This window comes from Streptomyces sp. NPDC059785 (assembly GCF_042732375.1).
In the GTDB taxonomy this organism is placed as follows: domain Bacteria; phylum Actinomycetota; class Actinomycetes; order Streptomycetales; family Streptomycetaceae; genus Streptomyces.
Map to the genome: position 1 here is coordinate 1 of NZ_JBHWHV010000095.1, position 25,033 is coordinate 25,033.

The 25,033-nt window shown below is 72.4% G+C and carries 24 protein-coding genes; 11 read left to right on the top strand and 13 right to left on the bottom strand.

The window, feature by feature from the left end; all coding sequences use genetic code 11:
* Nucleotides 1–75 precede the first annotated feature (75 nt).
* The gene (locus tag ACFV6E_RS40460) at nucleotides 76–1,602 is read right to left on the bottom strand and encodes an MFS transporter (protein ID WP_385172025.1); all 1,527 of its coding nucleotides are present in this window, start codon (nucleotides 1,600–1,602) and stop codon (nucleotides 76–78) included.
* A 255-nt stretch (nucleotides 1,603–1,857) separates the two neighbouring features.
* Here ACFV6E_RS40460 and ACFV6E_RS40465 point away from each other — a divergent pair, with 255 nt between their 5' ends.
* Entirely contained in the window at nucleotides 1,858–2,403 is a 546-nt protein-coding gene (locus ACFV6E_RS40465; protein WP_385172023.1) for a MarR family winged helix-turn-helix transcriptional regulator, read from the top strand.
* Nucleotides 2,404–2,851: 448 nt separating this feature from the next.
* Complete coding sequence (locus tag ACFV6E_RS40470; RefSeq protein ID WP_385468607.1) at nucleotides 2,852–4,093, top strand: DNA gyrase subunit B; 1,242 nt, start codon at nucleotides 2,852–2,854, stop codon at nucleotides 4,091–4,093.
* An 80-nt stretch (nucleotides 4,094–4,173) separates the two neighbouring features.
* Here ACFV6E_RS40470 and ACFV6E_RS40475 read toward each other — a convergent pair whose 3' ends face one another.
* From ACFV6E_RS40475 to ACFV6E_RS40490, 4 genes are all read right to left on the bottom strand, one after another.
* Nucleotides 4,174–4,371 (bottom strand): hypothetical protein, encoded by a 198-nt coding sequence (locus ACFV6E_RS40475; protein WP_385468610.1) that lies wholly within the window; start codon nucleotides 4,369–4,371, stop codon nucleotides 4,174–4,176.
* A 14-nt stretch (nucleotides 4,372–4,385) separates the two neighbouring features.
* Complete coding sequence (locus tag ACFV6E_RS40480; protein ID WP_385468613.1) at nucleotides 4,386–4,970, bottom strand: ArsR/SmtB family transcription factor; 585 nt, start codon at nucleotides 4,968–4,970, stop codon at nucleotides 4,386–4,388.
* A gap of 159 nt (nucleotides 4,971–5,129) precedes the next feature.
* Nucleotides 5,130–6,047, bottom strand: coding sequence for an NADP-dependent oxidoreductase (locus ACFV6E_RS40485; RefSeq protein WP_385468638.1), 918 nt, complete (start codon nucleotides 6,045–6,047; stop codon nucleotides 5,130–5,132).
* Between the two features lie 72 nt (nucleotides 6,048–6,119).
* Nucleotides 6,120–7,781, bottom strand: a complete 1,662-nt coding sequence (locus tag ACFV6E_RS40490; RefSeq protein WP_385468641.1) for an FAD-dependent oxidoreductase — start codon at nucleotides 7,779–7,781, stop codon at nucleotides 6,120–6,122.
* A 146-nt stretch (nucleotides 7,782–7,927) separates the two neighbouring features.
* Between ACFV6E_RS40490 and ACFV6E_RS40495 the strand changes: the two genes are divergently transcribed.
* Complete coding sequence (locus tag ACFV6E_RS40495; protein WP_385172012.1) at nucleotides 7,928–8,656, top strand: TetR/AcrR family transcriptional regulator C-terminal domain-containing protein; 729 nt, start codon at nucleotides 7,928–7,930, stop codon at nucleotides 8,654–8,656.
* A 36-nt stretch (nucleotides 8,657–8,692) separates the two neighbouring features.
* On the opposite strand, the gene ACFV6E_RS40500 is transcribed toward ACFV6E_RS40495, so the two are convergent.
* The 4 genes from ACFV6E_RS40500 to ACFV6E_RS40515 form a co-directional block, all read right to left on the bottom strand.
* Entirely contained in the window at nucleotides 8,693–9,610 is a 918-nt protein-coding gene (locus ACFV6E_RS40500) for a hypothetical protein (RefSeq protein WP_385172009.1), read from the bottom strand.
* A 4-nt stretch (nucleotides 9,611–9,614) separates the two neighbouring features.
* Nucleotides 9,615–10,685, bottom strand: coding sequence for an NlpC/P60 family protein (locus ACFV6E_RS40505; protein WP_385172007.1), 1,071 nt, complete (start codon nucleotides 10,683–10,685; stop codon nucleotides 9,615–9,617).
* A gap of 225 nt (nucleotides 10,686–10,910) precedes the next feature.
* Nucleotides 10,911–11,672: an ABC transporter permease gene (locus tag ACFV6E_RS40510; protein ID WP_385468615.1), complete on the bottom strand. Its 762-nt coding sequence runs from the start codon at nucleotides 11,670–11,672 to the stop codon at nucleotides 10,911–10,913.
* A complete protein-coding gene (locus tag ACFV6E_RS40515; protein WP_385468618.1) occupies nucleotides 11,659–12,540 on the bottom strand; it encodes an ABC transporter ATP-binding protein in 882 nt (293 codons plus the stop codon). The genes ACFV6E_RS40510 and ACFV6E_RS40515 overlap by 14 nt, the downstream gene beginning before the upstream one ends.
* Before the next feature lie 62 nt (nucleotides 12,541–12,602).
* Here ACFV6E_RS40515 and ACFV6E_RS40520 point away from each other — a divergent pair, with 62 nt between their 5' ends.
* On the top strand, nucleotides 12,603–13,238 hold the full coding sequence (locus ACFV6E_RS40520; RefSeq protein WP_385468621.1) for a TetR/AcrR family transcriptional regulator: 636 nt from the start codon (nucleotides 12,603–12,605) through the stop codon (nucleotides 13,236–13,238).
* Nucleotides 13,239–13,242: 4 nt separating this feature from the next.
* Here ACFV6E_RS40520 and ACFV6E_RS40525 read toward each other — a convergent pair whose 3' ends face one another.
* Both ACFV6E_RS40525 and ACFV6E_RS40530 read right to left on the bottom strand, forming a co-directional pair.
* Entirely contained in the window at nucleotides 13,243–14,694 is a 1,452-nt protein-coding gene (locus ACFV6E_RS40525) for an RICIN domain-containing protein (protein ID WP_385468624.1), read from the bottom strand.
* Between the two features lie 42 nt (nucleotides 14,695–14,736).
* Nucleotides 14,737–16,224 (bottom strand): pectinesterase family protein, encoded by a 1,488-nt coding sequence (locus ACFV6E_RS40530; protein ID WP_385468627.1) that lies wholly within the window; start codon nucleotides 16,222–16,224, stop codon nucleotides 14,737–14,739.
* 319 nt (nucleotides 16,225–16,543) lie between these two features.
* Between ACFV6E_RS40530 and ACFV6E_RS40535 the strand changes: the two genes are divergently transcribed.
* The 4 genes from ACFV6E_RS40535 to ACFV6E_RS40550 all read left to right on the top strand — a co-directional run bounded on the left by ACFV6E_RS40535 (nucleotide 16,544) and on the right by ACFV6E_RS40550 (nucleotide 20,218).
* Nucleotides 16,544–16,801 (top strand): RNA polymerase sigma factor, encoded by a 258-nt coding sequence (locus ACFV6E_RS40535; protein ID WP_385468630.1) that lies wholly within the window; start codon nucleotides 16,544–16,546, stop codon nucleotides 16,799–16,801.
* Nucleotides 16,802–16,804: 3 nt separating this feature from the next.
* Complete coding sequence (locus ACFV6E_RS40540) at nucleotides 16,805–18,724, top strand: hypothetical protein (protein ID WP_385468633.1); 1,920 nt, start codon at nucleotides 16,805–16,807, stop codon at nucleotides 18,722–18,724.
* 128 nt (nucleotides 18,725–18,852) lie between these two features.
* Nucleotides 18,853–19,635, top strand: coding sequence for a DUF899 family protein (locus tag ACFV6E_RS40545; protein WP_385171988.1), 783 nt, complete (start codon nucleotides 18,853–18,855; stop codon nucleotides 19,633–19,635).
* Between the two features lie 79 nt (nucleotides 19,636–19,714).
* Nucleotides 19,715–20,218 (top strand): nucleoside deaminase, encoded by a 504-nt coding sequence (locus ACFV6E_RS40550; protein ID WP_385171986.1) that lies wholly within the window; start codon nucleotides 19,715–19,717, stop codon nucleotides 20,216–20,218.
* Between the two features lie 185 nt (nucleotides 20,219–20,403).
* Here the strand turns inward: ACFV6E_RS40550 and ACFV6E_RS40555 are convergent, their stop codons facing one another.
* The gene (locus ACFV6E_RS40555) at nucleotides 20,404–20,988 is read right to left on the bottom strand and encodes a hypothetical protein (protein ID WP_385171983.1); all 585 of its coding nucleotides are present in this window, start codon (nucleotides 20,986–20,988) and stop codon (nucleotides 20,404–20,406) included.
* A 292-nt stretch (nucleotides 20,989–21,280) separates the two neighbouring features.
* The gene (locus ACFV6E_RS40560) at nucleotides 21,281–21,742 is read right to left on the bottom strand and encodes a MarR family winged helix-turn-helix transcriptional regulator (RefSeq protein ID WP_385171980.1); all 462 of its coding nucleotides are present in this window, start codon (nucleotides 21,740–21,742) and stop codon (nucleotides 21,281–21,283) included.
* Nucleotides 21,743–21,885: 143 nt separating this feature from the next.
* On the opposite strand from ACFV6E_RS40560, the gene ACFV6E_RS40565 reads away from it, so the two are divergent.
* The 3 genes from ACFV6E_RS40565 (at nucleotide 21,886) to ACFV6E_RS40575 (ending at nucleotide 24,982) form a co-directional block, all read left to right on the top strand.
* On the top strand, nucleotides 21,886–23,361 hold the full coding sequence (locus tag ACFV6E_RS40565; protein ID WP_385171978.1) for an MFS transporter: 1,476 nt from the start codon (nucleotides 21,886–21,888) through the stop codon (nucleotides 23,359–23,361).
* Between the two features lie 155 nt (nucleotides 23,362–23,516).
* A complete protein-coding gene (locus ACFV6E_RS40570) occupies nucleotides 23,517–24,725 on the top strand; it encodes a cytochrome P450 (RefSeq protein ID WP_385468635.1) in 1,209 nt (402 codons plus the stop codon).
* A gap of 41 nt (nucleotides 24,726–24,766) precedes the next feature.
* On the top strand, nucleotides 24,767–24,982 hold the full coding sequence (locus tag ACFV6E_RS40575) for a ferredoxin (protein WP_385177770.1): 216 nt from the start codon (nucleotides 24,767–24,769) through the stop codon (nucleotides 24,980–24,982).
* Nucleotides 24,983–25,033 lie beyond the last annotated feature (51 nt).

Genomic DNA, 25,033 nt, shown 5'->3' on the forward strand with positions numbered 1-25,033 from the left:
GCTCCGTTACGTACGGAGCGGGGCAGCGGCATGTCCGACGTGCGGCGCCCGCCGGTCCGGCGGGCGCCGAGTGGGTCAGTGCGCGGCGTTCGGCACCGCCGAGTCGCCGTGCGAGACGGGCTTGGCGTTGACCAGGAGGGCGGCGGCGCAGCCGGCGAGCAGCATCGCGCCGACCGCGTACCAGATGGCGTGCGTGTAGCCGTGCACCACGCCGGCGGCCACGACCTGCGCCTTGCGCGACGGGTCGGTGAGGTGGCTGCCGATGTAGGTGGAGGTCGCCGAGGTGGCGATGGTGTTCAACAGGGCCGTGCCCAGCGAACCGCCGACCTGCTGCGAGGTGTTGACCATGGCCGAGGTGACACCGGCGTCCTGCGGGCGCACGCCGTGCGTCGCGGTGGAGAACACCGGCATGAACGTCAGACCCATGCCCAGACCCATGATGAGCTCGGCGGGCAGGACGTGGGTGGCGTACGCGGAGTCCACGCCGAGCTGGGTCAGGATCAGCAGGCCGCAGGCGGCCAGCAGCATGCCGGGGACCATGAGGGCACGGGCCGGGACGCGCGGCAGCAGCCGGGCGGAGATCTGCGTGGAACCGATGATGATGGCGACGGACATCGGCATGAACGCGAGCCCGGTCTTGACCGGCGAGTACCCGAGGATGCCCTGAAGGTAGTAGGTCATGAACAGGAACAGGCCGAACATGCCGATCGTGGCGAAGCCCATGGTCAGGAAGCAGCCGGCCCGGTTGCGGTCCCGCAGGATGTGCAGCGGCAGCAGCGGGGACTTCGCGCGGGCCTGCCACAGGACGAAGGCCAGCAGCAGGACGACGCCGCCCACGATCAGGCTGACGACCATCGAGTCGCCCCAGCCGCGCGGCTCGGCCTCGGAGAAGCCGTAGACGATGGCGACGAGGCCGCCGCAGCCGAGGATGACACCCGGCACGTCGAGCCTGGCGTCCTTGTGGCCCGGCCGGTCGTGCAGCAGGATCACCGCGCCGATGACCGCGACGATCGCGATCGGGATGTTGACGTACAGGCACCAGCGCCAGTTCAGGTACGACGTCAGGATGCCGCCGAGGAGCAGGCCGATCGCGCCGCCCGCACCGGCGAGCGCGCCGTAGATGCCGAACGCCTTGCCGCGCTCGCGCGGGTCGGTGAAGGTCGTCGTCATCAGGGAGAGCGCGGACGGGGCGAGCACCGCGCCGAAGACACCCTGCGCCGCGCGGGCGGCGAAGAGCATGCCGGAGCCGGTCGCGGCACCGCCGACCGCCGAGGCCAGGGCGAAGCCGATCAGGCCGATGATGAAGGTGCGCTTGCGGCCGACGAGGTCGGCGACCCGGCCGCCGAGCAGCAGCAGACCGCCGAAGGCGAGGGTGTAGGCCGTGATGACCCACTGGCGGTTGCCGTCCGACATGCCGAGGTCCGTCTGCGCGGACGGCAGCGCGATGTTCACGATGGTGGCGTCCAGGACCACCATCAGCTGGGCCAGGGCGATGACGACCAGGCCCCACCAGCGTCGGGGGTCGGGTGCCTCGGCCGCCGGGGCGGAGGTGCGTGGACCCGGCGCCGTCCGAGTGGCGCCGGCGGGTATGGAGTCGCTCATTTCGAGGACGTCGCTTTCCTTAGCTGAGGGTGTGCGCTGCGGGCGGCAGCGCGGGGCGGTGCACCGTGTCCCGGCCTGGTGGAGCCGGGGACACGTGCGCGGAGGCGGGCACAGGAATGGTCGGGGGGAGGGGACGTCGGTGTCCCGGCATCGCCCGGTCCTGTGTGTCGACACGTCCGCGCGCTACGGGTATCCCGTGGCGGTGCGCTCAATCGTCAGTATCGCTGATTATCAGGTACAGGATACGCTACCGGTATGACGGACGATGCCGACCTGTCCGACCTCCTCACGCTGCGGCTGGGGTACCTGGTCAAACACGCGTGGCTGCAACTGGCGGCCTTCATGGGCGACGCCCTGGAACCGTTCGGGATCCATCCCCGGGAGCTGGGCGTGCTGTCGGTGATCGCGGCGGACGCGGCCGAGCGGTCGCAGAACGAGCTCGCCTCGGCCATCGGCATGGACCGCACCACGATGGTCGCCGTCATCGACGACTTGCAGGACCGTGGCCTGGTGGAACGCCGACGCAGCGCACGTGACCGCCGCCGCAACGTGGTGACCCTCACCGAGGTCGGCGCCGCCTGCCTGCGCGACGCCGAGCAGGCCCGCCTCGCCGCCGAGCAGGCGTACCTCGCGCCGCTGACCGAGGACGCCGCCCGGACGCTGGCCGACACACTGAGCGTCCTGCACCAGGCCCACGCGGGCACCGGCACGGGCCTGCCGCCGATGCGCCCCGCCCTGGGACACCCGCCGGCCGACTGCGCCGCGGCCGCCCCCCAGGCCGACCGTACGGGCGGAAACTGAGCCGAGAATTCACCGTCCCGTTGCCGTCGGCGCCGCTGGGACGACCCCTCCCGTTCGCGGGACGGCGACGACGGTGACCGGGGACGGCGCCAGCACGGTCGCCGGACGGGGGACGGCGAGGTGGACGGGCACGAAAATCGGCGCCACCAAGTACGGGAGCCGGTCGCGGCGAGTACTGGAAGCGGTGGCGCCGAGTGCTGGAATCGATGGCCTCGGAGGCGTGCGTAACGCGTCCGTGCGCGGGCTGGGCGGGGGCCCGGCCGTGACTTCACGCGGTCGGTGCGGGCAGCGGCCGACCACGCTCGGGCGGCCGCCCACGCGCCCCTCCGTGCCTTCTGAATACCCCCTCTGACCTGCTGATTTCCGGCGGTTCGCTTAGCCTTGGAGGCTCTAGCGACGCCATCGGAGGGGGCACTTCGTGAGTGCGAGTGACGCCAGGCACGACGCCATGCATGACGCCAGATACGACACCAGCCACATCGAGGTGCTGGACGGGCGGGAAGCCGTGCGGAAGCGGCCGGGGATGTGGGTCGGCTCGGTCGGTGAACGGGGCCTGCACTGCTGGGCGTTCGGGGTGACCGACTGGGTGGTGGACGAGGCGCTGGCCGGTCGCGCGGGCTCCGTCGCCGTCATCCTCACGCCCGACGGCGGCGTGCGGGTCACCGGCGACGGCCAGGGTGTCCCGGTCGAAGCCGCCGGGCACACCGGCGGTCCCGGTATCGAGGCCCTGCTGACCAGCATGCCCGCGGAGGCGGAGCTCAGCGGCCGGTACGCCACGACCGTGCGCCTGTTCGCCAACGGCCTCTTCGTCGCCAACGCCCTGTCGAGCCGTCTGACGGCCGAGGTCCGGCGCGGCGACGGAGTGCGCTGGGTCCAGGAGTACGCGCGCGGCGTCGCGGTCGCACCGCCGAGCCCCGTAGGACCGGCGACCGGGAGCGCGACCGGGAGCGCGATCGGGATCGGGAGCCCGATCGGGATCGGGAGCGGGACCATCATCACCTTCCGGCCCGACGCCGACATCTTCGAGACGACGCACCTCTCGTACGCCGTACTGGCTGAGCACTTCAGGCGGCTCGCCTTCCTGAACCGGGGGCTCGACGTCACCCTCACCGACGAGCGCCCCAAGGACCACGAGCCGCGGTCGGAACGCTTTCAATTCCCGGGCGGGGCGGCGGACTTCGTCACTCACCTCGACCGCCTAGGGGCGGGGACGCCGTCCCCTCAGCCGGACGAGAGCGGTCACGCCGAGGTGTTCTGCTTCGAGCGCGCCGACCCACGGATGGCGGGGACGGTCGAGGTGGCCGTGCGCTGGTGCGGCAGCCATGAGGAGCGCGTCCGCAGCTTCGCCAACAGCCGGCCCACTCCTGAGGGCGGTACGCACGAGTCGGGGTTCCGGGCCGGGACGGCGGCCGCGGTCGACGCGTACGCGCGGAGGCGGGGGTTGCTGACGGCGGCGGAACCGGGCCGCCTCACCGCCGACCGCATCGGCGAAGGGCTGACGGCGGTCGTGTCGGTGAAGCTGGAGCGGCCCGAGTTCGAGGGCGCCACGCGCGGCGGACTGGCCGGCGACGCGGTGCACGAACGCGTCGCGGCGGCCGTCACGGAACACCTCGGCACGTGGCTCGACGAAGAGCCTGAGCGAGGCGAAGCGGTGGTGAGACGGATGCTGGAGGGCGCGAGCCGAAGTTGAAGCGCGTGATCCTGTGGGCGCCGCACGAGCAACCCGCCTGCCGCTTCGGGGGGTTGCACCGACTCGGGCGATCGCGGTGTCTACACGGCCGTGGCTGCCGTCCGGGGCGTGGCGGCCAGCCGCAGGCCGACCTCTACGAGGGTCCAGCCGAGGCGGGTGCGGAGGTGCTGGGAGCGCCGGCGGCGCCGGGCCGCGGCGGCGCGGTGGTGCGCGTCGGCCTCGGCGCGGAGTTCGACGGCGTGGACGTGGTGCAGCGCGAGGTGGATCTCGGGGTGCATCGGGCTGTGGCCTCTCATTCCGTGGTGAGCGGGAACGCGTGCGTATGGATGCGGACTTGGGCGGTGTCGGTGTCGTCCTCGTCGGCGGCCCGGTCGCGGTAGGTGTCGATGAGCGCGTGCATCTTCGCGACGAGTTCACGGGTCAGCTCGGGCGTCAGCCGGAGCGTCGCGCTGCTCATGTCCCAGGTGCGGTTCCACTCCTCCGGCCAGGACTGGCGGTTGCCGAGCCAGGTCGACAGGTCGCGGGTCTGGGTGGTGGCCACCTCGTGCAGGTACAGGTCGGCGGCGCCGCGTACGTCCGGGTTGGCGTCCGTGAGCAGGGCGTCGTCGAAGCGCAGGCCCTGGTGGACCGCCTTCCACCAGCGCTCCCGCCCCTTGCCCCGCTGGGGGGCGTCCTCGATGAAGCCGTGCGCGGCGAGCTGTCGCAGGTGGTAGCTGGTGGCCCCGCTCGACTCGCTCAGTTTCGCGGCGAGTTGGGAGGCGGTGGCCGGGCCGTCGAAGCGCAGCGCGTCCAGCAGGCGCATGCGCAGGGGGTGCGCGAGCCCACGCAGGGAGCGGGCGTCGAGACTGTGGACCTGGGGGTCCTGGGGCTCGTTCATGTGAGCCAATGTAGCCGTGCAAAGGACCTGTTGCAACGGATTCTTTGCAACAGGTCCTTTGTACGAGGGGACTTGAGTACGGGGATGATGGCGGGCGTGTGAGGGCGACTTGAGTGTGTGGGGACTCGGGCCCGCAGAGATTGGGGGAGGTGAGGGGCGTTAAGGATGCAGCACGATCTTGCCGTGCGTGTGCCCCTGCTCCAGCTCTCGGTAGGCGTCCCGCACCTGCTCCAGCGGATAGGTGCGGGCGATCGGGACTTCGAGTTCGCCACGCGCGGCGAGCCGGGCGAGTTCGCCGACCACGACCGCGCACGCCGCCGCGCCCTCTCCGTAGGTCCGCGCGCCGACCCGGGCCGCGGCCTGCCAGTCGCGGATCGTGTCGATCCGCTCGGGCCGCACGCCCAGCTCCACCGCCAGGTCCACGTAGCCGTCGCCGAACGTGTCGATGAACGCGTCGACGCTCCCGCCGGCGGCCTGCCGGATCCGCTCGGCCACGCCTTCCCCGTACGCGACGGGGGTGACGCCGCGGTCCTTCAGCCAGCCGTGGTTCCGCTCGCTCGCCAGCCCGATGACCGTGGCGCCGCGCCGCCGGGCGAGCTGTACGGCGAGGGATCCGACGCCGCCCGCGGCCCCGGACACGACGACCGTTTCGGCCGGCCCGGGGTCGACCGCGAACACGGTGGCGTACGCCGTCGTGCCCGCCACGTACAGCGACCCGGCCACGTCCCAGGGCAGCCCCTCCGGCCGGGAAACCACGTTCACGTCCTCCGCCACGACGAACTCGGCGTGGCTCGCCCGGTCGTGGGTGAAGCCGAGCACCTCGTCGCCCACCGCGAAGCCCCGTACCTGCGCACCCGTCTCCACCACGACGCCCGCCAGATCACTGCCCTGCCCGGAGGGGAACGTCGCAGGCCAGCGCCCGTGCCGGGCGCCCGCGCGGATCATCACCTCGCCGGGCTGGATCCCGGCCGCGCGGACCTCGACCAGCACCTGGCCGGGACCTGCTGCCGGACGCGGCACCTCCTCCACCCGGAGTACATCTATCCCGCCGTACTCGTGGAACCGCACCGCCTTCATGAACCGCACCGCCTTCATCCCGCGATCACCTTCGTCCTCGGCTTCGTTCCCGGCCTTGTCCTTGCTAGGCCCTCAACCGCCAAGGGGCGGCGCTGTCTTCCTCGACGGTTCGCCGGCCCATCGGCGAAGGGCGGCGTCGAGGCTCGTGAAGGCCGCGCTGTCGACGGCATCGGTGCCGTGGGTGAGGTCGGTGGCCCAGACGACCACCCCGTCAGGGCGTACCAGCATCCCGGTCGGTGCCGCGTGGCCGTCGCGCACGCAGCGCACCCGTGCGGGCCAGGCCGCGGCGAGGCGGGCGAACGCGCCGTCCGGGGTGCGGTCGAGCAGCAGGAAGCCGCCGCCGTGGTGGTGGTCGGCGAGACGCGAACCGTCCCGCAGCCGCGTATCGGGGACGAACCGGCCGGTCAGGCCGGAGTGGGGCATATGGTTGTCGGACAGCCCGCCCTCGGTCAGGTCGACGCGCTGCGTGACGCCCGAGATCTTCTTGACCGCGTACGTCGTGCCCGCCGGGGTGCTCAGCAGGTCCGCGACGACCTCGCGCAGCGCGGCCGACTTGGGATCCGGGCGCAGTACGCCGATCTGGGCGCGCGTCCAGTCCAGCACCCAGGCGCCGAGGGGGCGGCGTTCGGTGTCGTAGGTGTCGAGCAGTCCTTCGGGCGCCCACCCGGCGATCACGGCGCCGAGTTTCCAGCCGAGGTTCATCGCGTCGCCGACGCCCAGGTTGAGGCCCTGGCCGCCGAACGGCGCGTGCACGTGCGCGGCGTCGCCCGCCAGCAGTACCCGACCCGACCGGTAGGCGTCGGCCTGGCGGGCGTTGTCGGACCAGCGGGTCGCGTTGCCCCGGAGCGCGGTCAGGGTGACGTCGGTGCCGGAGACCCGGCGCAGACTGGCCTGTACGTCGTCGAGGGTGACCGGGGTCGAGCGGTCGGCGGGGGAGCGGCCGAACTCCACGGTGACGATCCGACCGGGCTGCGGCCCGTAACGGTAGGCCCCGCGGGTGGACCAGGCCCAACCGCTCGCGAGCTTCTCCGGGTCGGCGATGTCGGCGAGGGCCAGGTGGCCGGTGAGTTCGGGGTCGGTGCCGGGGAAGCCGATGCCCGCGAGGCGGCGTACGGTGCTGTGTCCGCCGTCGCACCCGACCAGCCATCCGGTGCGCACCGTTCCGGCGCTGGTGCCGACCAGCACGCCGTCGCCGGTGTCCTCGAGCGCGGTGACCTCGACCCCGCGGTGCACGGGTACGCCGAGCCGCGCGACGTGGTCGGCCAGGAGCCGTTCCAGCTCGCGCTGCGGCACCATCCTGGCTCCGTCGACCGCGGCGTGCGCGGCGAGATCGGGGTCGGACCAGTCCACGAGGCCGGGGTCGAGGGTCATCCCCGCGAAGTGTCCGGTGAACCGCGGCTCGGCCGCCGACCCGCCGTCGCCGCGCGCCTGCCCGCTGTCGCCGCGCACCTGTCCGCTCTTGCCGCGCGCCAGACCACCCTTGCCGGTCGACCGGCCGTCGGCCGCCGCGGGGGCGAACGAGCCCACCCGCCGCAGTGTCTCCCGCTGTACCTGTTCGGCCGCGGGCAGCAGACCGCGGCGGTCGAGCGCCTCGGCCGTCGGCACGTTGACCGCCCCCGCTTTCATCGCCGGGTCGGGCACGGTGAGGCGCTCCAGTACCTGCACCGTCGCCCCGGCGAGGGCCAGCTCGGCGGCGAGCACGAGACCCACGGGCCCGGCCCCGACCACGGTCACGTCCGTGCCTGTGCCTATGCCTATGCCGGTGTCTGTCTCCACGTCGACGCCCGGGGTCGCGTCCACGCTCATGTCCTGCTTCGCATGTGATGTCACGAACGCTGTTCTACGAACGAACGCTGTTCGTGTCAAGTTATAGTGGTCCCGTGAATCCGAGAGAGCGACGTGCGGCGCGCCATCAGCCGCCGAACCCCGAGGCCCCGGCGGAGGCCGGTACCAGGCCGCGGCGCCGCAAGGCACCGATCACCGTGGAGCAGGTGGTCGAGACGGCACTCGGTCTCGTCGCCGCGGAAGGTTACGAGTCGTTGACCATGCGCCGGCTGGCCGGTGCGCTGGAGACCGGGCCCGCCTCGCTCTACGCCCACGTCGTCAACAAGGCCGACCTTGACGAGCTGCTGATCGGGCGGTTGTGCACCCGGCTCGACCTGCCGGAGCCCGACGCCGGTGCCTGGCGGGAGCAGATCCGCGGGGTGTGCGCGCAGATCCGCGACCAGTACCTGAAGTACCCGGGCATCTCGCGTGCCGCGCTCGCCATGGCCCCCACCGACCTCGAGACCCTGCGCGTCAGCGAAGGCATGCTGGCGATCCTGCTGGCGGGCGGCGTCGCCCCGCAGGCCGCCACCTGGGCCGTCGACGCGCTCCTGCTGTACGTGGCCGCCTACTGCCTGGAGGTGTCCGTCGTGCGTCAGCGGTCGGCGGACTACGACGCCGCCTGGGTCGTCGACCGCGACGAACTGCGGCGCCGGCTCGCCACGCTGCCTGCCGCGGCCTTCCCCCACACCACCCGCCACGCCGCCGAACTCACCGCGGGCGAGGGCCACGACCGGTTCGACTTCACCCTCGACCTGATGATCGGCGGCCTCGGGCAGCGGTAGTCGCGGTAGTCGAGGCGATCGTGGTGATCGCTGGGGTTACGACGAGGGCTCGGCGGGCCGGCCGGCCCGCCGGGTGAAACGCCGCAGTCCCCGCCGCGCGGGCTTGAGGGGCTTGTCCTCGGGGGCGAGGGGCTGCTCGCCCGCGGTCACGGCCGGTACCGGGGGCGGGGCCGGTACGGACTGGCCGCCCTGTTCCAGCCGGGTCCGCACGGTCTGCGCCATGGCCTGGTGGGCCGGTTCCAGCATCACGCCCTCCGCGGACAACTGCTCCCACATGTGCAGCAGTTCCTGTCCCCGGGTGGCCACCTGTCCCTCGTCCAGCAGTCGCTGCCACGCCGCGGTGGCGCGCGCCACGTCGGGCGCCGCCCGGGTCAGGTCGGTGCGGCAGCGGATGCGCGCGACGGTCAGCGCGAGGGTGATGGAGAGCGTGTAGTCGTTGCGCAGATAGGCGAGGTACGCCTCGATCGCGCGGGCCTCCAGCGAGAGTTCGTCCTCCGGGCCCCGGCGCAGCGTCAGGTGCTCCCGTAGCGCGCTGGCCAGGACGAACGCGGCGTGCAGCTCCTCGTGCTTGGCGTGCTGGATGATCCGCTCGACGCGGGCGAGCGGAGGGAAGGCCGCCTCTTCCGCGGCGGTGCGTTCGAGGCCGGGCGGCAGGTCGTCCTCGTCGGCGATGGTCCGGCTGGAACCGTCGGGGTACACCCGCAGGCGCGCCACCTGCATCACGGTGCGGTCGATGACGGTGGCCGCCACCGGGGCGCCGAGGGTGCGGGCGAACATGGCGACGGCATCGAGGATGGCCTCGTTGGGCGGCCGCCTGCCGCCCATCTCGAGCAGGTGGCCGTTGACCACCGTCGAACCGTCCTCGGCCACGTAGGCGTCGAGACGGATCAGCGGCGATGCGCTGAGCGCCGGCAGGTTCTTCCCCTCTTCGCGAGGGGTCAGCGAGTGGGACATGCGCTCAGACTCCGGGTCGGACAACACCGAGAATGGGCATTTCGGCGGCGGGTGCGATGGTGACGTTGCGGCCGGGCCGCGGGGCGTGGACGATCTGCCCGCCGCCTATGTACATGCCCACGTGGGTGGCGTCACTGTAGTAGATGATCAGGTCTCCGGGCTGCGCGGACGACAGACCGACCCGGGTCAGTCCCTGCCACTGCGCCTGGGACGTACGGGGTATGGGGTGCCCCGCGGCAGCCCACGCGGTGGAGGTGAGCCCCGAGCAGTCGTACGACGAGGGGCCGACGGCGCCCCATACGTATGGTTTGCCGATCTGCGCCATGGCGAAGTCGACGGCCTTGCCGGCTGCGCCGCTCGCCTTCGTACCGCCGCCGCCCGAGCCGGTCCCGGTGTCGGAGCCCGTCCACTTGGACTTGGCTTCCTTGGCCCGGTCCTTCTCCAACTGGGCCAGTTTGACGGTCTGTTCCTTCTCGAGCCCCGACTCGATCTGCTCGGCGTCGGCGATCTTGCCCTCGATCTTCTTCTTCGCCTTGGCCTTGTCCGTGCGGGTGCTCTGCAGCTTGCGCAGCTCCTCCGCGGCGGAGTCGGTCTTCCGGCTCAGCTCCGCGCGGGCGGCCTTCTGGGTCTCGGAGACGTTGACCAGGCCGCGCATCGCCTGGCGGGCCTGGGACGCCTCGTCCAGGGCCTGGTCGGGGTGCTCGCCGAGGAGCAACTGGATGCCCGTGGCGGCGAGGTCGCCCCCGCGGTACTGCGTCCGGGCGGCCGCGCCCGCGAGATCGTGCAGGTCGTCGACCCGGCTCTCGGCACTGGCCAGGTCCTTGCGGAGGGACTTGAGCCGCTTCTCCTGCTTGGTCGCCTTTTCGTTCGCGGCGTTGTAGGCCTCGGTGGCCACCTCCGCGTCGCGGTAGAGGCCGTCCAGTTCGGTGCGGATGTCCTCGATCGACTTGTCGCCGCCGGGGGAGGGTTCGCCGGGGGCCGCGTAACTCGGCCCGGGTATCAGGACGATCGCGGAGACGAGGGTTGCTATGGTGGCCCGACTCCGCAGCTGTCTGCCGCCGGTCGACACGTTCATCAACTCCACTTTCCGAGGTCGCGTGCGGGCGGCTCGGACGGACGACGTGCCCATCGCAGTCGCCACCGCGGTTCACGCGGCGGGTCGTTCAAGCCTCGAACACACTACCCTCCCCCAAACGGCTGACCCCTGTATCCCCCGGCGTGTCAACCTGCGCGCAGACAACTTTTTCCGCACCGTCCCCCTGGACGTCCGCTGCGGTCCCTTTCCGGACATCAGGGATTTCTACAGGGCCACCAGGCGGTTGCTGCGGCCCTGCAGGCGTAGCGCGGCGAGGGTGCCGCAGAGGAGGGACACGGTGACGAGGATGCCGCAGGCCGTCGTCGCGGTGGGGGCGTCGCCGGTGAGGGCGGCGTGCAGGCCGTGGACGGCCCAGTAGCCGGGGGAGGCCGGGGCCACGGCCGCGACCCAGGGCGGCAGGCTGCCGAGTGGGACGAGCGCGCCGCCGACGCTGCTGAGCAGCATGCCGCCGATGTCGAAGGCCGCCGACAGCCCGCCCATGCTGCGGACCAGTACGCCGAGCAGCGCGCCGAGGCCGAGCAGGGTGCAACTCCAGCTCAGCAGCACGATGAGGAGGAGGAACGGGTGGGGGACGCGGAGCCCGAAGACGTACACGCCGAAGCCGGTGATCAGCAACTGCTGGGCCAGCAGGGCGGCGTAGACGGGGACGGCCTTGCCGAGGAGCAGTTCCGCCGGACGCAGGGGCGTGCCGCGCAGGCGGTCCCAGGTGCGGCCGAGCCGTTCGGTGAGGATCGCGCCGCCGGAGATGCTCAGGGCGAGCAGCGAGAACGTGACCAGGGTGCCGACGACCGCCTGTTCGGTGCCGGCGGTCCGGCCCTGCGCCGCCAGGTAGAGCGGGCGCAGCAGGATGAGGAAGACGAGCGGCATGATCAGGCGGCTCAGCAGCGGGCCGGGCTCGCGCAGCATCAGCAGCGCGTTGTGGCGGACCAGCGCGATCAGACGGGTGGCGGAATCACGCTGCGGCATCGTGGCGCTCCGGCTGCCGCTCGTCCGCTGTCGCTTCCAGGCGCTGGTAGAGGTCGTCCAGCCCGGGGCGGCGGACGTCGACGGAGGCGGGGGTGCGGCCTTCGGCGAGCAGGGCCGCCAGGTCGGCGCCGGGATCCACGGTCGGCATCCGCAGCTCGGGTTCGGCCGGGTCGGCGAAGGTGACCCGGAGTTCGCCGGGCAGGTCCCGGGTCAGCTCCCGCTGCGTACCGCGCGCGACGACCCGTCCGGCCCGGGCGAGCGCCAACGTCGCGTCAAGGTCGACGAGTTCGGGCAGGTAGTGCGTCGTGTAGACCACGGCGGCGCCCGCCTCGGCGCGGGCCCTGACCGCGGCCAGCAGGGCGGAGCGGGTGTGCGGATCGGCCCCGGCGGTCGGCTCGTCCAGCAGCAGGAGCGGCGGCGAGCCGACCATCGCGGTGGCCGCCTGGACGCGGCGGCGCTGCCCGCCGGACAGGGCGCCCACGGCCCGGTCCGCGACGGCCGTCAGGTGCAGCTCCTCCAGGACGGCGGTGATCTCGGCGTCCCGGCGCCGGCCGCGCAGTCCCGCGAGACCGGCGAGCAGCCGCAGGTTCTCCCGCGCGCTGACGCTGCCGTACAGGGCGGTCTCCTGCGGAGCCACGCCGAGCAGCCGTCGTGCGGTCCGCCCCGAGCGCAGCGCGTCGTGCGTCCCGATGCGGATCCGGCCCGCGTCGGGTCGTACGAGACCGGTGACGATCTCGACGAAGGTGGTCTTGCCGGCGCCGTTGTGGCCGATCAGGCCGACGATCTCGCCGGGCGCCACCGTCAGGGTGAAGCCGTCGAGCGCGCGGCGCCGCCCGTAGTACTTCACCAGTTCGTCCGCCTTGAGCATCCTTCCCCCTCCCGCCCACGCCGCAGCTCTGTGTACGGCGTATACGTCTACACTGTAGACCCATGAGCGGCAGGCGGGAAGAGATTCTGGACGCGGCGCTGGCCATCGCCGACGAGCGCGGCCTCGACGCGGTGTCGATGCGGGCGCTGGCCGACCGTGTGGGCGTCACGCCGATGGCGTTGTACCGGCACGTCAAGGACAAGGCCGCGCTGCTGGACGGCATGGTCGGGCGTCTGCTGGCGGCAGTGCTGCCGCCGCCGGACACGACCGGGGAGCAGACGTGGGACGAACGGCTCAGCGCCCTCGCCCACGCCTGCCGGGACGTGTCCCGGGCCCACCCCTGGGCCGCGCACCTGCTCTTCTCGCGGCCCGCCGTCACGGAGGACGCCGTGCGCGTGGTGGACGTCATCTATTCGGCCCTGATCGAGGCCGGGGTACCGGAGTCCGAGGTACCCCGCCTCGAGCGCCTGGTCAGTACGTTCGTCATCGGGTTCGCCGCCTCGGAGGCCTCGGGCCGCTTCGCGGCCGGCACCCTCGACCCCCGCGGCCGGCGCGGTCAACTCCCGGACCGTGAACTGCCCGGCCACGCCAGACTCGCCCCCTGGCTGGACCTGCCCCTCGACCTCACCGCCGAGTTCGAGGCCGACCTGGAGGACATCCGGCGACTGGTCACGGCAGCCGCACGGCCCCGGGACTGACCCCTCACGTACCGATGTTGGCCTGCGGACCCGAGTACGTGGCCAGCAGCGCGGGGACGTCGGCCGCCGCGTCCAGCGTGTAGGAGTAGTAGCTGCTCGGGCTGAACGTGGTCCCGTAGGTCTGCGCCTTGCCGGTGCAGCTCACGCAGACGCTGCCGGTCTGGGTGAGCGAGGCGGCCGTGGTGTCGTTGTAGTACGGGTTGGCCACGCTCCTGTAGTAGCTGTTCTCGATGACCGTCTTCGACGACCCGCGCGAGAGGTTGCCGTACGAGGTCACGTTCTGAAGGTAGTTGTTGTACAGGTGGGCCAGCGCCACGTTGTCGATGCTGGGGTTGCGCTGGTTGGTGTCGTGGATCCAGTTGTGGTGGATCGTCATCCGGGCGGTGACGTTGTCCGTCCAGCCGATGCCGAACGCCTTGTTGTCCTCGCCGAGCTGGTTCCAGGAGACGGTCAGGTAGCTGGTGTCCTTGCGGCTGTCGATCAGACCGTCGTTCATCCGGACGATGGTGTTGTGGTCGATCCAGACGTGGTCGGCGGTGTCCATCTGGATGCCGTCGTAGTCGTAGACCTTGTCGTCGGGGTCGTCGTCGGCCATGCGCGTGTCACGGATGGTGAGGTTGCGGATGATGACGTTGTGGACGCCCGCGCTCAGGCCGAAGCCGCCGTTGACGATCTGGCCGGAGGTGCCGACGCCGATGATGGTCTTGTCCGACGTCACGGGGATCTCGTGACCGTAGGGGGTGACGGTGATGGCGCCCGACACCTTGATCACGTACGGGGTGCTCGCGGTCGCGTACTTCACCAGGTCGGTGTAGTTGGTGACGGTCACCGTGGTGCCGCTCGCGCCGCCGGTGGTGCCGCCACCGGTGGACGCGAACCCGTCGGCCGTGTTCGGCCAGGTGCGGGCGGCGACGTCCCGGAACGCCCACTGCTTGTTGCTGTTGGCGGTGCACGTCTCCTGGATCACCGGGTTGCCGCTGGCCGTGGAGGCGTCCTTGTCGCTGATGCACAGCCCGCTGTTCACGTTGACGATCTGGAAGGTGTCGGTACCGCTGGCCGTGAGCGTCCACAACTGGCCGGTGCTGGAGCTGGAGCAGGTGGTCTGCTGGAGCTGCGTACCGCTGGTGGTGGAGGAGCCGGGCACGCCGACGCACTTGCCGCTGTTGACGTTCACGAGCTGGTAGCGGCCGCTGCTGGGCGAGGTGAGGCGGAACTGCTGCCAGTTCGAGTTCGACGTACAGCCCCACTGCTGGAGCGGTGTTCCGTCGGCGGTGGCGGCGCCGGGGACGTCGATGCACATGCCGCTCTTGGTGACGACCACCTGATAGGTGCCGCCGGCGGCGGGGAGGGCCGCCGCCTGGGCGGGGGCCGCGGTGCTGCCCGAGGCCAGGCCGAGCACCACGAGCAGGATGCCCGCGACCAGCGGCGCCAGGCGGCGCAGGTTCGGTCGGTTCACGTGTCGTTCCTTTCGTTCTTGAGAAGCCCGGAGAAGGGGAGGTCAGCCGACCGGGTTCCAGCCGTCGGAGCCCGCCAGGTACTTGGCCGGGGTGTAGTTGGCCGCCTGCGCGTCGCTGAGCTGGGGGCGGTTGGAGTTGACGGTCGCGCCCGCGCCGGTGTTCCTGTACTCGAGGAAGCGGGCGTTCTTCCACGAGTTGGTCGACATGTCCGTCCACGGCTGGGCGGTGGCGATCGTCGCCGACAGGGTCGACTCGCGGTACAGCACCTGGGCGTTGGCGCGCCAGGGGCGGCCGAGCTGGGTGGTGTTGTTGGTCGCGCCGGTGATCGACGACTTGTAGAACAGGAACCCGTACGTCTTCTCGGCCGCGGTGCTGGCCGCCGTGATGGGGCCGCCCGTGCTCCGCTTCTCGTAGATGCTGCACGAGTCGAAGACGGCGATGCCTCCGCCGTAGATGAAGTCGACGGTGCCCTCGATGTAGGAGCTCTTGACGTAGACGCGGGCCGCGTCGTTGACCAGGAACGTGTCCTGGTCGCCGAGGAGGCGGACGTTGGTCAGGCGCGCCCGGTCGGCGTTCAGGTACAGCGCCAGTGCCTGGTCGCCGGTGTCCGAGGTGTTCTCGTCGAAGTCGTTCGACAGGGTCAGGTTCGTCGCCTGGAACTCGGCGCCCTGCGCGACCACGGTGGCGCTGCCCGAGGTGCCGTAGTCCCCGGCGTTGCGGTTGTTCACGATCACGACGTCGGCAGGGGAGCCGCCGGTGCCCTGGAGGGTGATGTAGGGCTTGTTCGAGGGGATGTTGACCTGCTCGCGGTAGGTGCCGGGGGCGATGGTGATGGTCACCCGGCTGGAGTTGCCCGTGCCCACCGCGTCGACGGCGGCCTGGACCGTCGTGTACTGGCCGCTGCCGTCCTTGGCGACGGTGGTCGCCCCGACGGTGTTGAACGCCCACTGTTTGTTGCTGTTGGCGGTGCACGTCTCCTGGATCACCGGGTTGCCGCTGGCGGTGGAGGCGTCCTTGTCGCTGGCGCACAGCCCGCTGTTCACGTTGACGATCTGGTACGTGCCGGTGCCGCTCGCGGCGAGCGTCCACTGCTGGGCGGTGGAACTGTCCGAGCACGTCCGCTGTTCGAGCTGCGTGCCGCTGGTGGTGGAGGAGCCGGGCACGCCGACGCACTTGCCGCTGTTGACGTTCTTGATCCGGTAGCGCCCGCTGCCCGCGTCGGCGAGCGTGAACTGCTGCCAGTTCGAGTTCGCCGTGCAGCCCCACTGCTGGAGCAGCGTCCCGTCCGCGGTGGCGGCACCGGGGACGTCGATGCACATCTTGCTCTTGCTGACCACGAGTTGGTACGCGATGCCCGTGGCGGGCGCCGCCGCCGCGGCGGGCGGCGCGGCCAGCACGCCGGACGCGGTGGCGAGACCGGCCGCCAGCAGCACGGCGGTGCCGCGGCGTGTGTACGGTCCGGCCTGCCCCGGCCGGGGGCGGGGGAGGGACGGGAGATTCGGCGCGGACGCGGGGGGCCGTTGTAACACGAGACAACTCCTTCGGGAGGGGGATCCCGGGCGGGCGCGTGGCCCTGACGGGGACGGGGGAGATCCGCTGTCGTCCTCGTAGATGCGGGGGGAGCGGCGGGATTACAGAAATCCGCGGAATCGGCGGGATCGGCGTGTGCGGCCGGGTGAAGCGGGGTGCCGCACGCCGCTTCACCGGGCCGTCACCGGTGTGGAATACTGCCGACGCTTTTGATGTGTCCCTGACGATCGAATGCTCATCGCCTGAGCCGCGAACGGTGTTCGGCAAGTCGAACGAGCCGGGTGTGCTCCGCCCGCCTGCCGCAGGGAAGTCGTCACCATGCCCGAGGGCCGCACGCACGCGTTCCGCCAGCCGTCCGCGGCACACACCGAGACGGCACGGCTGGTGCTGGCCGCCCAGTCCGGGGACGTACGGGCACGCGACGAGCTGGTGGCGGCGCACCTGCCGCTCGTCTACAACATCGTCGGACGCGCCCTGCCGGCCTCCTGCGACGTGGACGACGTCGTCCAGAACACCATGCTGCACGTGGTGCGCGGCCTGCCCGGACTGCGCGACCCCGCCCGCTTCCGCTCCTGAGCGGTGTCCATCGCCTACCGCGAGATCCAGCAGCATCTGCGGCGGCGCACCGCCCGCCCGCCGGCCGGTGGTGCGGACCTCCCGCCCGGCCCCGCCGCCCCCGACTTCGCCGACCGCGCGGTGGCGGTGCTCGAACTGACCGGCCAGCGGGAGGAGCTCGCCCTCGCCTGCCGCTGGCTGGAGGCGGACGACCGGCCGCTGCTCGCCCTGTGGTGGCAGGAGGCGGCCGGCCGTCTCACCCGCGCGGAACTGGCCGCCGCCCTTTCGGTGAGCACCGCACACGCGGCCGTACGGCTGCACCGGCTGCGGCGGCGCCTGGACGCGGCACGCGCGCTGGTGCGGGCGCTGCGCGCCACCCCGCGCTGCCCCGCCCTGGCGGCGGTGCTGGAGGGCTGGGACGGCAGCACCGCCCCGGTCTGGCGCAAGCGTCTCACCCGGCACCTGCGGGACTGTCCCCGCTGCCGGACCCATCACGAAGGTCTCGTCACTCCGGAGCGGCTGCTGTTCGGCGTCGGCCTGGTCCCGGTCCCCGTCGTCCTCGCCGAAGTCGTCCGGTCCGGGTTCCACGGCGGCGCCACCGCGGCGCACCTGGTCTCCCCACCGGCGCACGGCGTTCCGCTGCTGCACCACGCGTCGCTGAAGACGGCCGCCGCCGTCACCTCCGGGGCCCTCGTGCTCGGCGGCCTGACCTGGGCGGTCCACGTGTCCGTCCGGCCGGACGACGGGCACCGCGCCCCGCGCGCGCAGAGCGACCCGAGCGGCACCCGGGCTCCGTACGGGACCGGGGCACCGCGCCCCGGCGACACCGAGGCCGCCCGGCGCCCGGCACCCGCGTACGGGGTCACCTCGGCGACCGTCTACGTGTCGCCCGCCGGTTCCGACCGTGGCGACGGCAGTCGCGCGCACCCTTACGGCACCCTGTCCGCGGCCGTGCGAGCGGTGCGCCCGGGGGACACCATCGCCGTGCGCGGCGGCGTCTACCGGCCGACGGAGCCCGTGGTCATCGAGACCAGCGGCACGGCCCGCGACCGGATCACCCTCAGCAACTACCGGGGCGAGAAGCCCGTCTTCGACCTGTCGGGCCTGCCCGAGGGAAAATGGGGGGTGACCCAGCGGGCCGATCACTGGACCGTCCAGGGCCTTGAGTTCATGGGCTCGGCCAGCCATGCGTACGCGTGCCTGTCCTGTCGCCACGACGTCTTCCGGCGGCTGTCGCTGCACGGCAACAAGCGCTCGGGACTGACCCTGCGCGGGTCCGGCACGATCGCCAACCAGGTCCTCGACAGCGACTTCTTCGACAACCACGACGACACGGCGAGCGGCGGCGCCGGCATCGGGCTCGCGGTGAAGTTCGGCTCGGGCGCGGGCAACGTCGTACGGCGCTGCCGCTCGTACCACAACGCCAACGACGGGTTCGACTTCGGCGAGTTCACCTCGCCCGTCACCGTCGAGGACAACTGGTCCTTCGGCAACGGCGTCAACCGCTGGAACACCACGACCTGGAAGGGCGGGGGCGACGGCTTCACCTTCGGCGGCGGCGACACCCCGGTGGCCGTCGCCCACGTCGTGCGCTCCAACGCCGCCTGGGACAACCGGGGAGCGGGCTTCACCGACGAGAACAACCCCGGCCGGCTACGGCTGACCCACAACACCGCCTACCGCAACGGCGCCACGGGCTTCTCCCTGCCCACGGCCGCCGCGGTCCTGCACGACAACGTCGCCGTCGGCAACGGCAGGGACACGGTCCTCGGCGACGCCACGGACGCCGCGCGCAACAGCTGGCAGGACGCGAGGCCCGCCACGGGATCCCTGTTCCTGTCCGTCCGGCCCGCCACGGCGGAGGCCGCCCGTCCGCCGGGCGGGGCGCTGCCCGGCACGTCGTTCCTGCGGACGCGGGACGGGCGGGGCGCGGACATGCGATGAGTTCCGGACACCCGATGAGTTGCGGACACGCGATGAGTTCCGGTCCGCCCGGGAGTCTGTTCCGGTGACCGCCGCGGAGCGCCGTACCGACGCGCCCGGCGCACGAGACCGACACCACGGAGGACACCATGACAGCCACGCCGGACGACCGGACCACCGCGCTTTCCGGCCGACCGCCCGTCGTCGACCTGGCCACCTGGCAGACCGCCCGCGACGAGCTGCTGCTCCGCGAGAAGGCCCACACCCGCGAGGGCGACGCCCTCGCCGCGGCCCGCCGCAGGCTGCCGATGGTCGAGTTCGACGGCAAGGCCGAAGTCGTCGGACCCGACGGCCCGGTCCCGTTCCTCGACCTGTTCCAGGGCCGCGACGAACTCGTGGTCTACAAGCACATGTGGTACGACGACACACCTCACCAGGGGCAGTGCGAGGGCTGCACCACCACGGCCTGGCACCTGAAGGACGCCGTCTATCTCAACGCCCGCGGCGTCTCGTTCGCCGTCGTCACCACGGGCCGCTGGGCGGAAGTGGCCGCCTACGTCGCGTTCATGGGCTACACCCAGCCCTGGTACTCGGTGCGCGACGTGGCCGGTCCGGCCGGTGGCGACATGGGCTACCTCACCTCGTATCTGCGCGACGGCGACCGGGTGTTCCTCACCTACTCCACGACGGGCCGCGGCAACGAGCGGGTCAACGGCTCCCTCGGCCTGCTCGACCTGACACCCTACGGCCGCGGCGAGGCGTGGGAGGACAACCCCGAGGGATGGCCCGAGGGGCGCGACGCGTGCTGGTCCTGGCGCTCGGACACGGACTCCAACGCCACCTGGGGCCCGACCAGCCGCCCCGTACCGCAGTGGACCCGCCCCGGCGCGACGCCCGTGCGGAGCCTCGGGAGGCACGGCCACCACCACTGAGACACGCCCGGCGGCGTCCCCGGCGCCATGGGCGCGGCCCGCCCCGGGACCCGTCCCGCGCGCGTGGGACGATCACGCGATGACAGCCCTGAACGACGTCGACCGGACGTTCCTGCAACGAGCGATCTCCCTGTCCCGTCCCGCGCTGGAGGACGAGGGCAAGACGCCCTTCGGCGCGGTCGTCGTCGTGGACGGGGCGATCGTCGGCGAAGGGACGAGCCGGGTCGTGGAGTTGCGCGACCCGACCGCCCACGCGGAGGTCATGGCGCTGCGCAGCGCGGGGAAGGAGCTGGGACGGCACCTGTTCGAGGACGGCGTCGTGTACACCAGCAGCGAGCCGTGCCCGATGTGCCTGGCCGCCTGCTACTGGGCCCGTATCCCCCGGCTCGTGTACGCGGCGACCAGCCGGGACGTGGCGGCCTGGGGTTTCGAGGACCTCCGCTTCTACCGGGAACTCGCACGGCCCGCGGACCAGCGGACCCTGCGCGAGGAACCGGCCGGGGAGGAACTGCGCGCCGTGGCCGTCAAGGTCCTCGGGGGCTGGGCCGCGAAGCTCCCGGAGCCGGTGGTGCCGAAGCTCTGAGGGCCGGCCGTGGTGCGCCGGCCCGTGGTGCGCCGACCCACGGTGCGCTGATCCGCCGTACGCCGACCCGCCGTACGCCGACCCGCCGTACGCCGACCCGCCGTACGCCGACCCGCCGTACGCCGACCCGATGGTGCGTCACCGGTGGCCGCGCGCTGTGCGCGGGTTCGTTCCGCCCCGGCCGGTCACGGCCGCCCCCTCCGCGCCCGGACCCGGTCGACGGTCCACGCGCTCAGGGCCACCAGCACCGCCGCCCCGGCCGCGTAGACCGGCAGCCACAGGGTCGTGGTGGCGGACAGACAGTCGGCGACGGCCTCGTGGCTCTGGACGTCGCGCGCGCGGGCCAGGGCGGTGACGTCGCGGCCGGCCAGGTCCGCGAGCGCGGCCTCCGCCCGGAGGGCGGCGTAGGCGCCCACGGCGGGACAGCTCTCCCGGGTGCCCGGCATCGGGAAGAGCCACGCCCAGCGCTGGAGCATGGGAGCCAGCGCGACCGCCACGCACAGGCCGACGACCAGGGCGTACGCCGTCAGGTTCCGTGCGTATGCGGAGCGGAGCCCTGGCGTCCACGTCGGCAGCCGGTAGAAGGAGAGGACCACCGCGAGCAGCGTCGCCCCGATGTACGTGGCGAACCACTGCCATGAGCCCTGCGCGAGTGCGGCCGTCAGTACGGCGGCGAGCGCGATGCCGATGACGCCCGGCTGGTCTGAGACGTCGTGGCCCGCGCGGGCGGACGCCGGGCCCGGGGCGCCTTGCGGAATGGAACGGTTCACGGTCACTCCTGCCTGGTACCGCTGCCAGGAACAGGTCTTTCCCGCCTGGCCCGGCTGCCAGAATCAGGTCTCTCCCGCCTGGCCCGGCCGCCAGGAACAGGTCACTCCCGCCGGGTCCGGTTGCCAGGATCAGGATTCAGACACATAGTGCGACCGGCCCGCCGCCATGCCGGAACGGTCCGCGAGCCTGGCCCGGTTGGCGGCCGGAACCGCCGCGGGACCCGCCCGTCACCGGCCGGAACCGCCGCGGGACCCGCCCGCCACCAGCCGGACGATCGCTCCCGCGCGCCGGTCAGCGCGGCCAGGGCCGTCCGGTCAGCCGCTCGATGTCGGTGTTGAACTGCTCCAGGTCCCCGATGAAACGCTCGAGCCGGTCCGCGGGCCAGTCGACGAAGACCCTGGCCAGCCCCGTGGTGATGGCGTCGCGGTCGGCGCGCAGCCGCTTGAGGCCCTCCTCGGTGACGCGGAACTTGCGGGCGACGCTGCCGTTGGGGTCGAGCGTGCGCTCCACCAGGCCCTCCCGCAGCAGAGCCGCGGTCTGGCGGGTGAACGTCGAGGGCGCGAGCCCGAACGCCTCGACGAGATCGGGGACGGACATCGGCCCCTGGACCTCCAGGCGGCTGAGCAGAACGTAGGCGCTGCGGTCGAGCGCGTCGCCGTCGCTGCGCACCCGGCGCGGAGAGGCCATCTCCAGGTGCCGCGTGAGGATGAGCAGCTCACGCTCGATATGGCCGCCGGCCTGCTGCGCGTCCACGCTGTCCTCCCGAAGGTACGAGTGCTTCGCCGTCCACCCTATGTCCGCAGGCACCACGCCCCCGCTGTCCGAATGGCTTCGCCCACCATTGAAGCATCCTGCACTCAAAGTGCATCATGCACTTTGGGTGTACGGTGCACTGCATGAGCCCTTCCTCACCCGCCGGGCCGCGCACCGCCGGGCCGCGCACCGGCGCGACCGTGACGGTCCTGGCCGCCGCGGGCATCGTGGCCGCCCTCATGCAGACCCTGGTCGTGCCGCTCATCGGTGAACTGCCCGAACTGCTCGGCACGTCCGCCTCGAACGCCTCCTGGGTGCTGACCGTCACCCTGCTCACCGGTGCCGTGGCCACCCCGGTCATCGGGCGGATGGGCGATCTGCACGGCAAGCGCCGCCTGCTGCTCGGCTGTGTCGCACTGCTGGTGACGGGCTCCGTGATCTGCGGACTGTCGGACTCGCTGGCCCCGATGATCGTCGGCCGCGCCCTCCAGGGAATCGGGATGGGCATCGTCCCGCTGGGCATCAGCACCCTGCGCGACGTGGTGCCCGCCGAACGCATGGGCTCCTCCGTCGCCCTGATGAGCTCCTCGCTCGGCATCGGCGGCGCCCTCGGCCTGCCGCTCGCGGCCGCCGTCGCCGAGAACTTCGACTGGCACGTGCTGTTCTGGGGTTCCGCCGCGCTGAGCGCGGTCATCGGGGTGGCGCTCGCCCGCTGCGTTCCCACGGTGCCGCCGACCGCGCGGGGCCGCTTCGACGCACCCGGCGCCCTCGGACTCTCCGCCGGGCTGGTCGCCCTGCTCCTTGCCGTCTCCAAGGGGGCGGACTGGGGCTGGGGCAGCGCCACCACCGTGAGCCTGCTGGCCGCCGGTGTCGTGCTGCTGCTCGCCTGGGGCTGGTTCGAGCTGCGCACCACCGACCCGCTGGTCGACCTGCGCACCACCGCGCGCCCCCAGGTCCTGGTGACCAACGCCGTGTCCGTCGTCGTCGGATTCGCCATGTACGCCCAGTCCCTGGTCGCCCCGCAACTGCTCCAGCTGCCCGGACAACTCGGCTACGGCCTGGGGCAGTCCATGCTGGCCGCCGGTCTGTGGATGGCCCCGGCGGGACTGGCGATGATGCTCTTCTCCCCGGTCGGCGCCAAGATCTCCGCCCGCTGGGGCCCGCGCACCTCGCTGCTGCTCGGCTCCCTCGTGATCGCCCTCGGCTACGGACTCGGCCTCGTGCTGATGGGTTCCGCGCCGGGCATCCTCGTCACGAGCTGTGTCATCAGCACCGGCGTCGCCTTCGCCTACGGCGCCATGCCGGCCCTGATCATGGGCGCGGTCCCGCACTCGGAGACCGCCGCCGCCAACGGCTTCAACTCCCTGATGCGGGCGATCGGCACCTCACTGTCCAGCGCGGTCATCGGCGTCGTCCTCGCGCAGCTCACCCACAGCGTCGGCCCGTACACCTTCCCCACCGAGAACGGCTTCCGCGTGGCCTACGGGCTCGGTGCCGCCGTGGCCGTCGCCGCCGCCCTGCTCACCCTGGCCATCCCGCGCCGTACCCAGTCCGTCCCCGGCCTGCGGACGCCCGCCGGCCAGGAGGGCGAGGACGACACGGCCGCCGCGCGCGCCTGAGGTCACCTCCCCGGCCCGCGCCTGAGACCACCTCGCCGGCCCGCGACGAAAGGAGCCACGCCACCCCCGAACCCCGGACTCGACAGCACGGTGCGCGAGCCCCGCCCCGCGCACTCCCCCCACCGCTCTTCACGCACTTCACGAGGAGACACACGATGTCCGACCAGGTCGTACGCCTGCCCCTGCCGACGGACGGGCCGCTGGAGCCGCCCGCCGAATGGGAACGGCTCCGCAGCCGGTGCCCCGTCGCCCACGCCACCCTGCCCAGCGGCGACGAGGCGATCTACCTGACCCGTTACGACCACGTCAAAGGGATGCTCTCCGACCCCAGGTTCGTCCGGCCCACCGCCGCCGACAACGCCGCCCGTGTGGCGCCCGAAGGCGTCGGCGGGGCCGCCGCCACCGGCAGCACCCTCTCCCTGCCCGACCGGGGCGAGCCGCACCAGCGCTGGCGCCGCCGCGTCGGCAGGTACTTCACCGCCAAACGGATGGCTGCCCTGCGCCCCGGCATGGCCCGCCTCGCCGGAGAGCTCATCGACACGATGGTCGAGCAGGGCGCCCCGGCCGACCTGCGGGCGAGCCTCGGCTTCCCGCTGCCCGTCTACGTGATCTGCGACCTCCTCGGCGTCCCCGCCGCCGACCGGGACCGGTTCTCGCACTGGTCCGACGCGTTCCTGAGCGTCACCCGCTACACCGCCGAGGAGATCCAGTCGGCGCACGAGGACTTCGTCGCCTACATGTCCGCGCACATCGACGCCAAGCGTGCCGCCCCCGCCGACGACATCCTCAGCATGCTGATCCGGGAGGGCGAGACCGAGGGCGGGGGACTGAGCGACGACGAACTCGTGGCCACCGGCATGGGCCTGCTCGTGGCCGGTCACGAGACCACCGCCAACATGATCGGCAAGATGGTCTCCATGCTGCTCGGCGAGCGCGCCCGCTGGGAGAAGCTGCTCGCCGACCCCGCCGTCGTACGCACCGCCGTCGAGGAGTCCCTGCGCTTCGACACCAACCTCGGATTCGGTCTGCGCCGCTACGTCAGCGAGGACATCGAGATCGACGGCCAAGCCGTGCCCGCGGGCAGCACCGTCGTTTGCAGCATGCCGGCCGCCAACCGCGACGAGCAGGCGTTCACCGGCGCGGACGACATGGACCTCTCCCGCTCGCCCAACCCGCACCTGACCTTCGGCGCGGGAGCGCACTCCTGCCTCGGCCAGGCCCTGGCCCGCACCGAACTCCAGGTCGTCCTGGAGACGCTGCTCACCCGCCTGCCCACCCTGCGCCTGGCCGTCCCCGTGGACGAGCTGCGCAAGACCGAGGGGCTGCTCGTCGGGGGCCTGCGCGAAGTCCCCGTCGCCTGGTGAACGCCACCGCACACCCCCGCACCGCGAGAAGGGAAGCCCTCATGACGCCGAAGGCCGTGAAGCTCAGTGTCGACGAGGACCGGTGCTGCGGCGCCGGTGCCTGCGTCCTGGCCGCACCCGAGGTGTTCGACCAGCGCGACGAGGACGGCATCGTCACCCTCCTGGACAGCGAGCCCGCCGCGGAACAGCACGACGCCGTGCGCGAGGCGGCGGCCGTCTGCCCCACCGCGGCGATCACGCTGACCGAGGACAGCTGACTTTGTGACCGGGGCGGCCGGGGCGACCCCGGCCCGGCCCCCCGGCGCCTG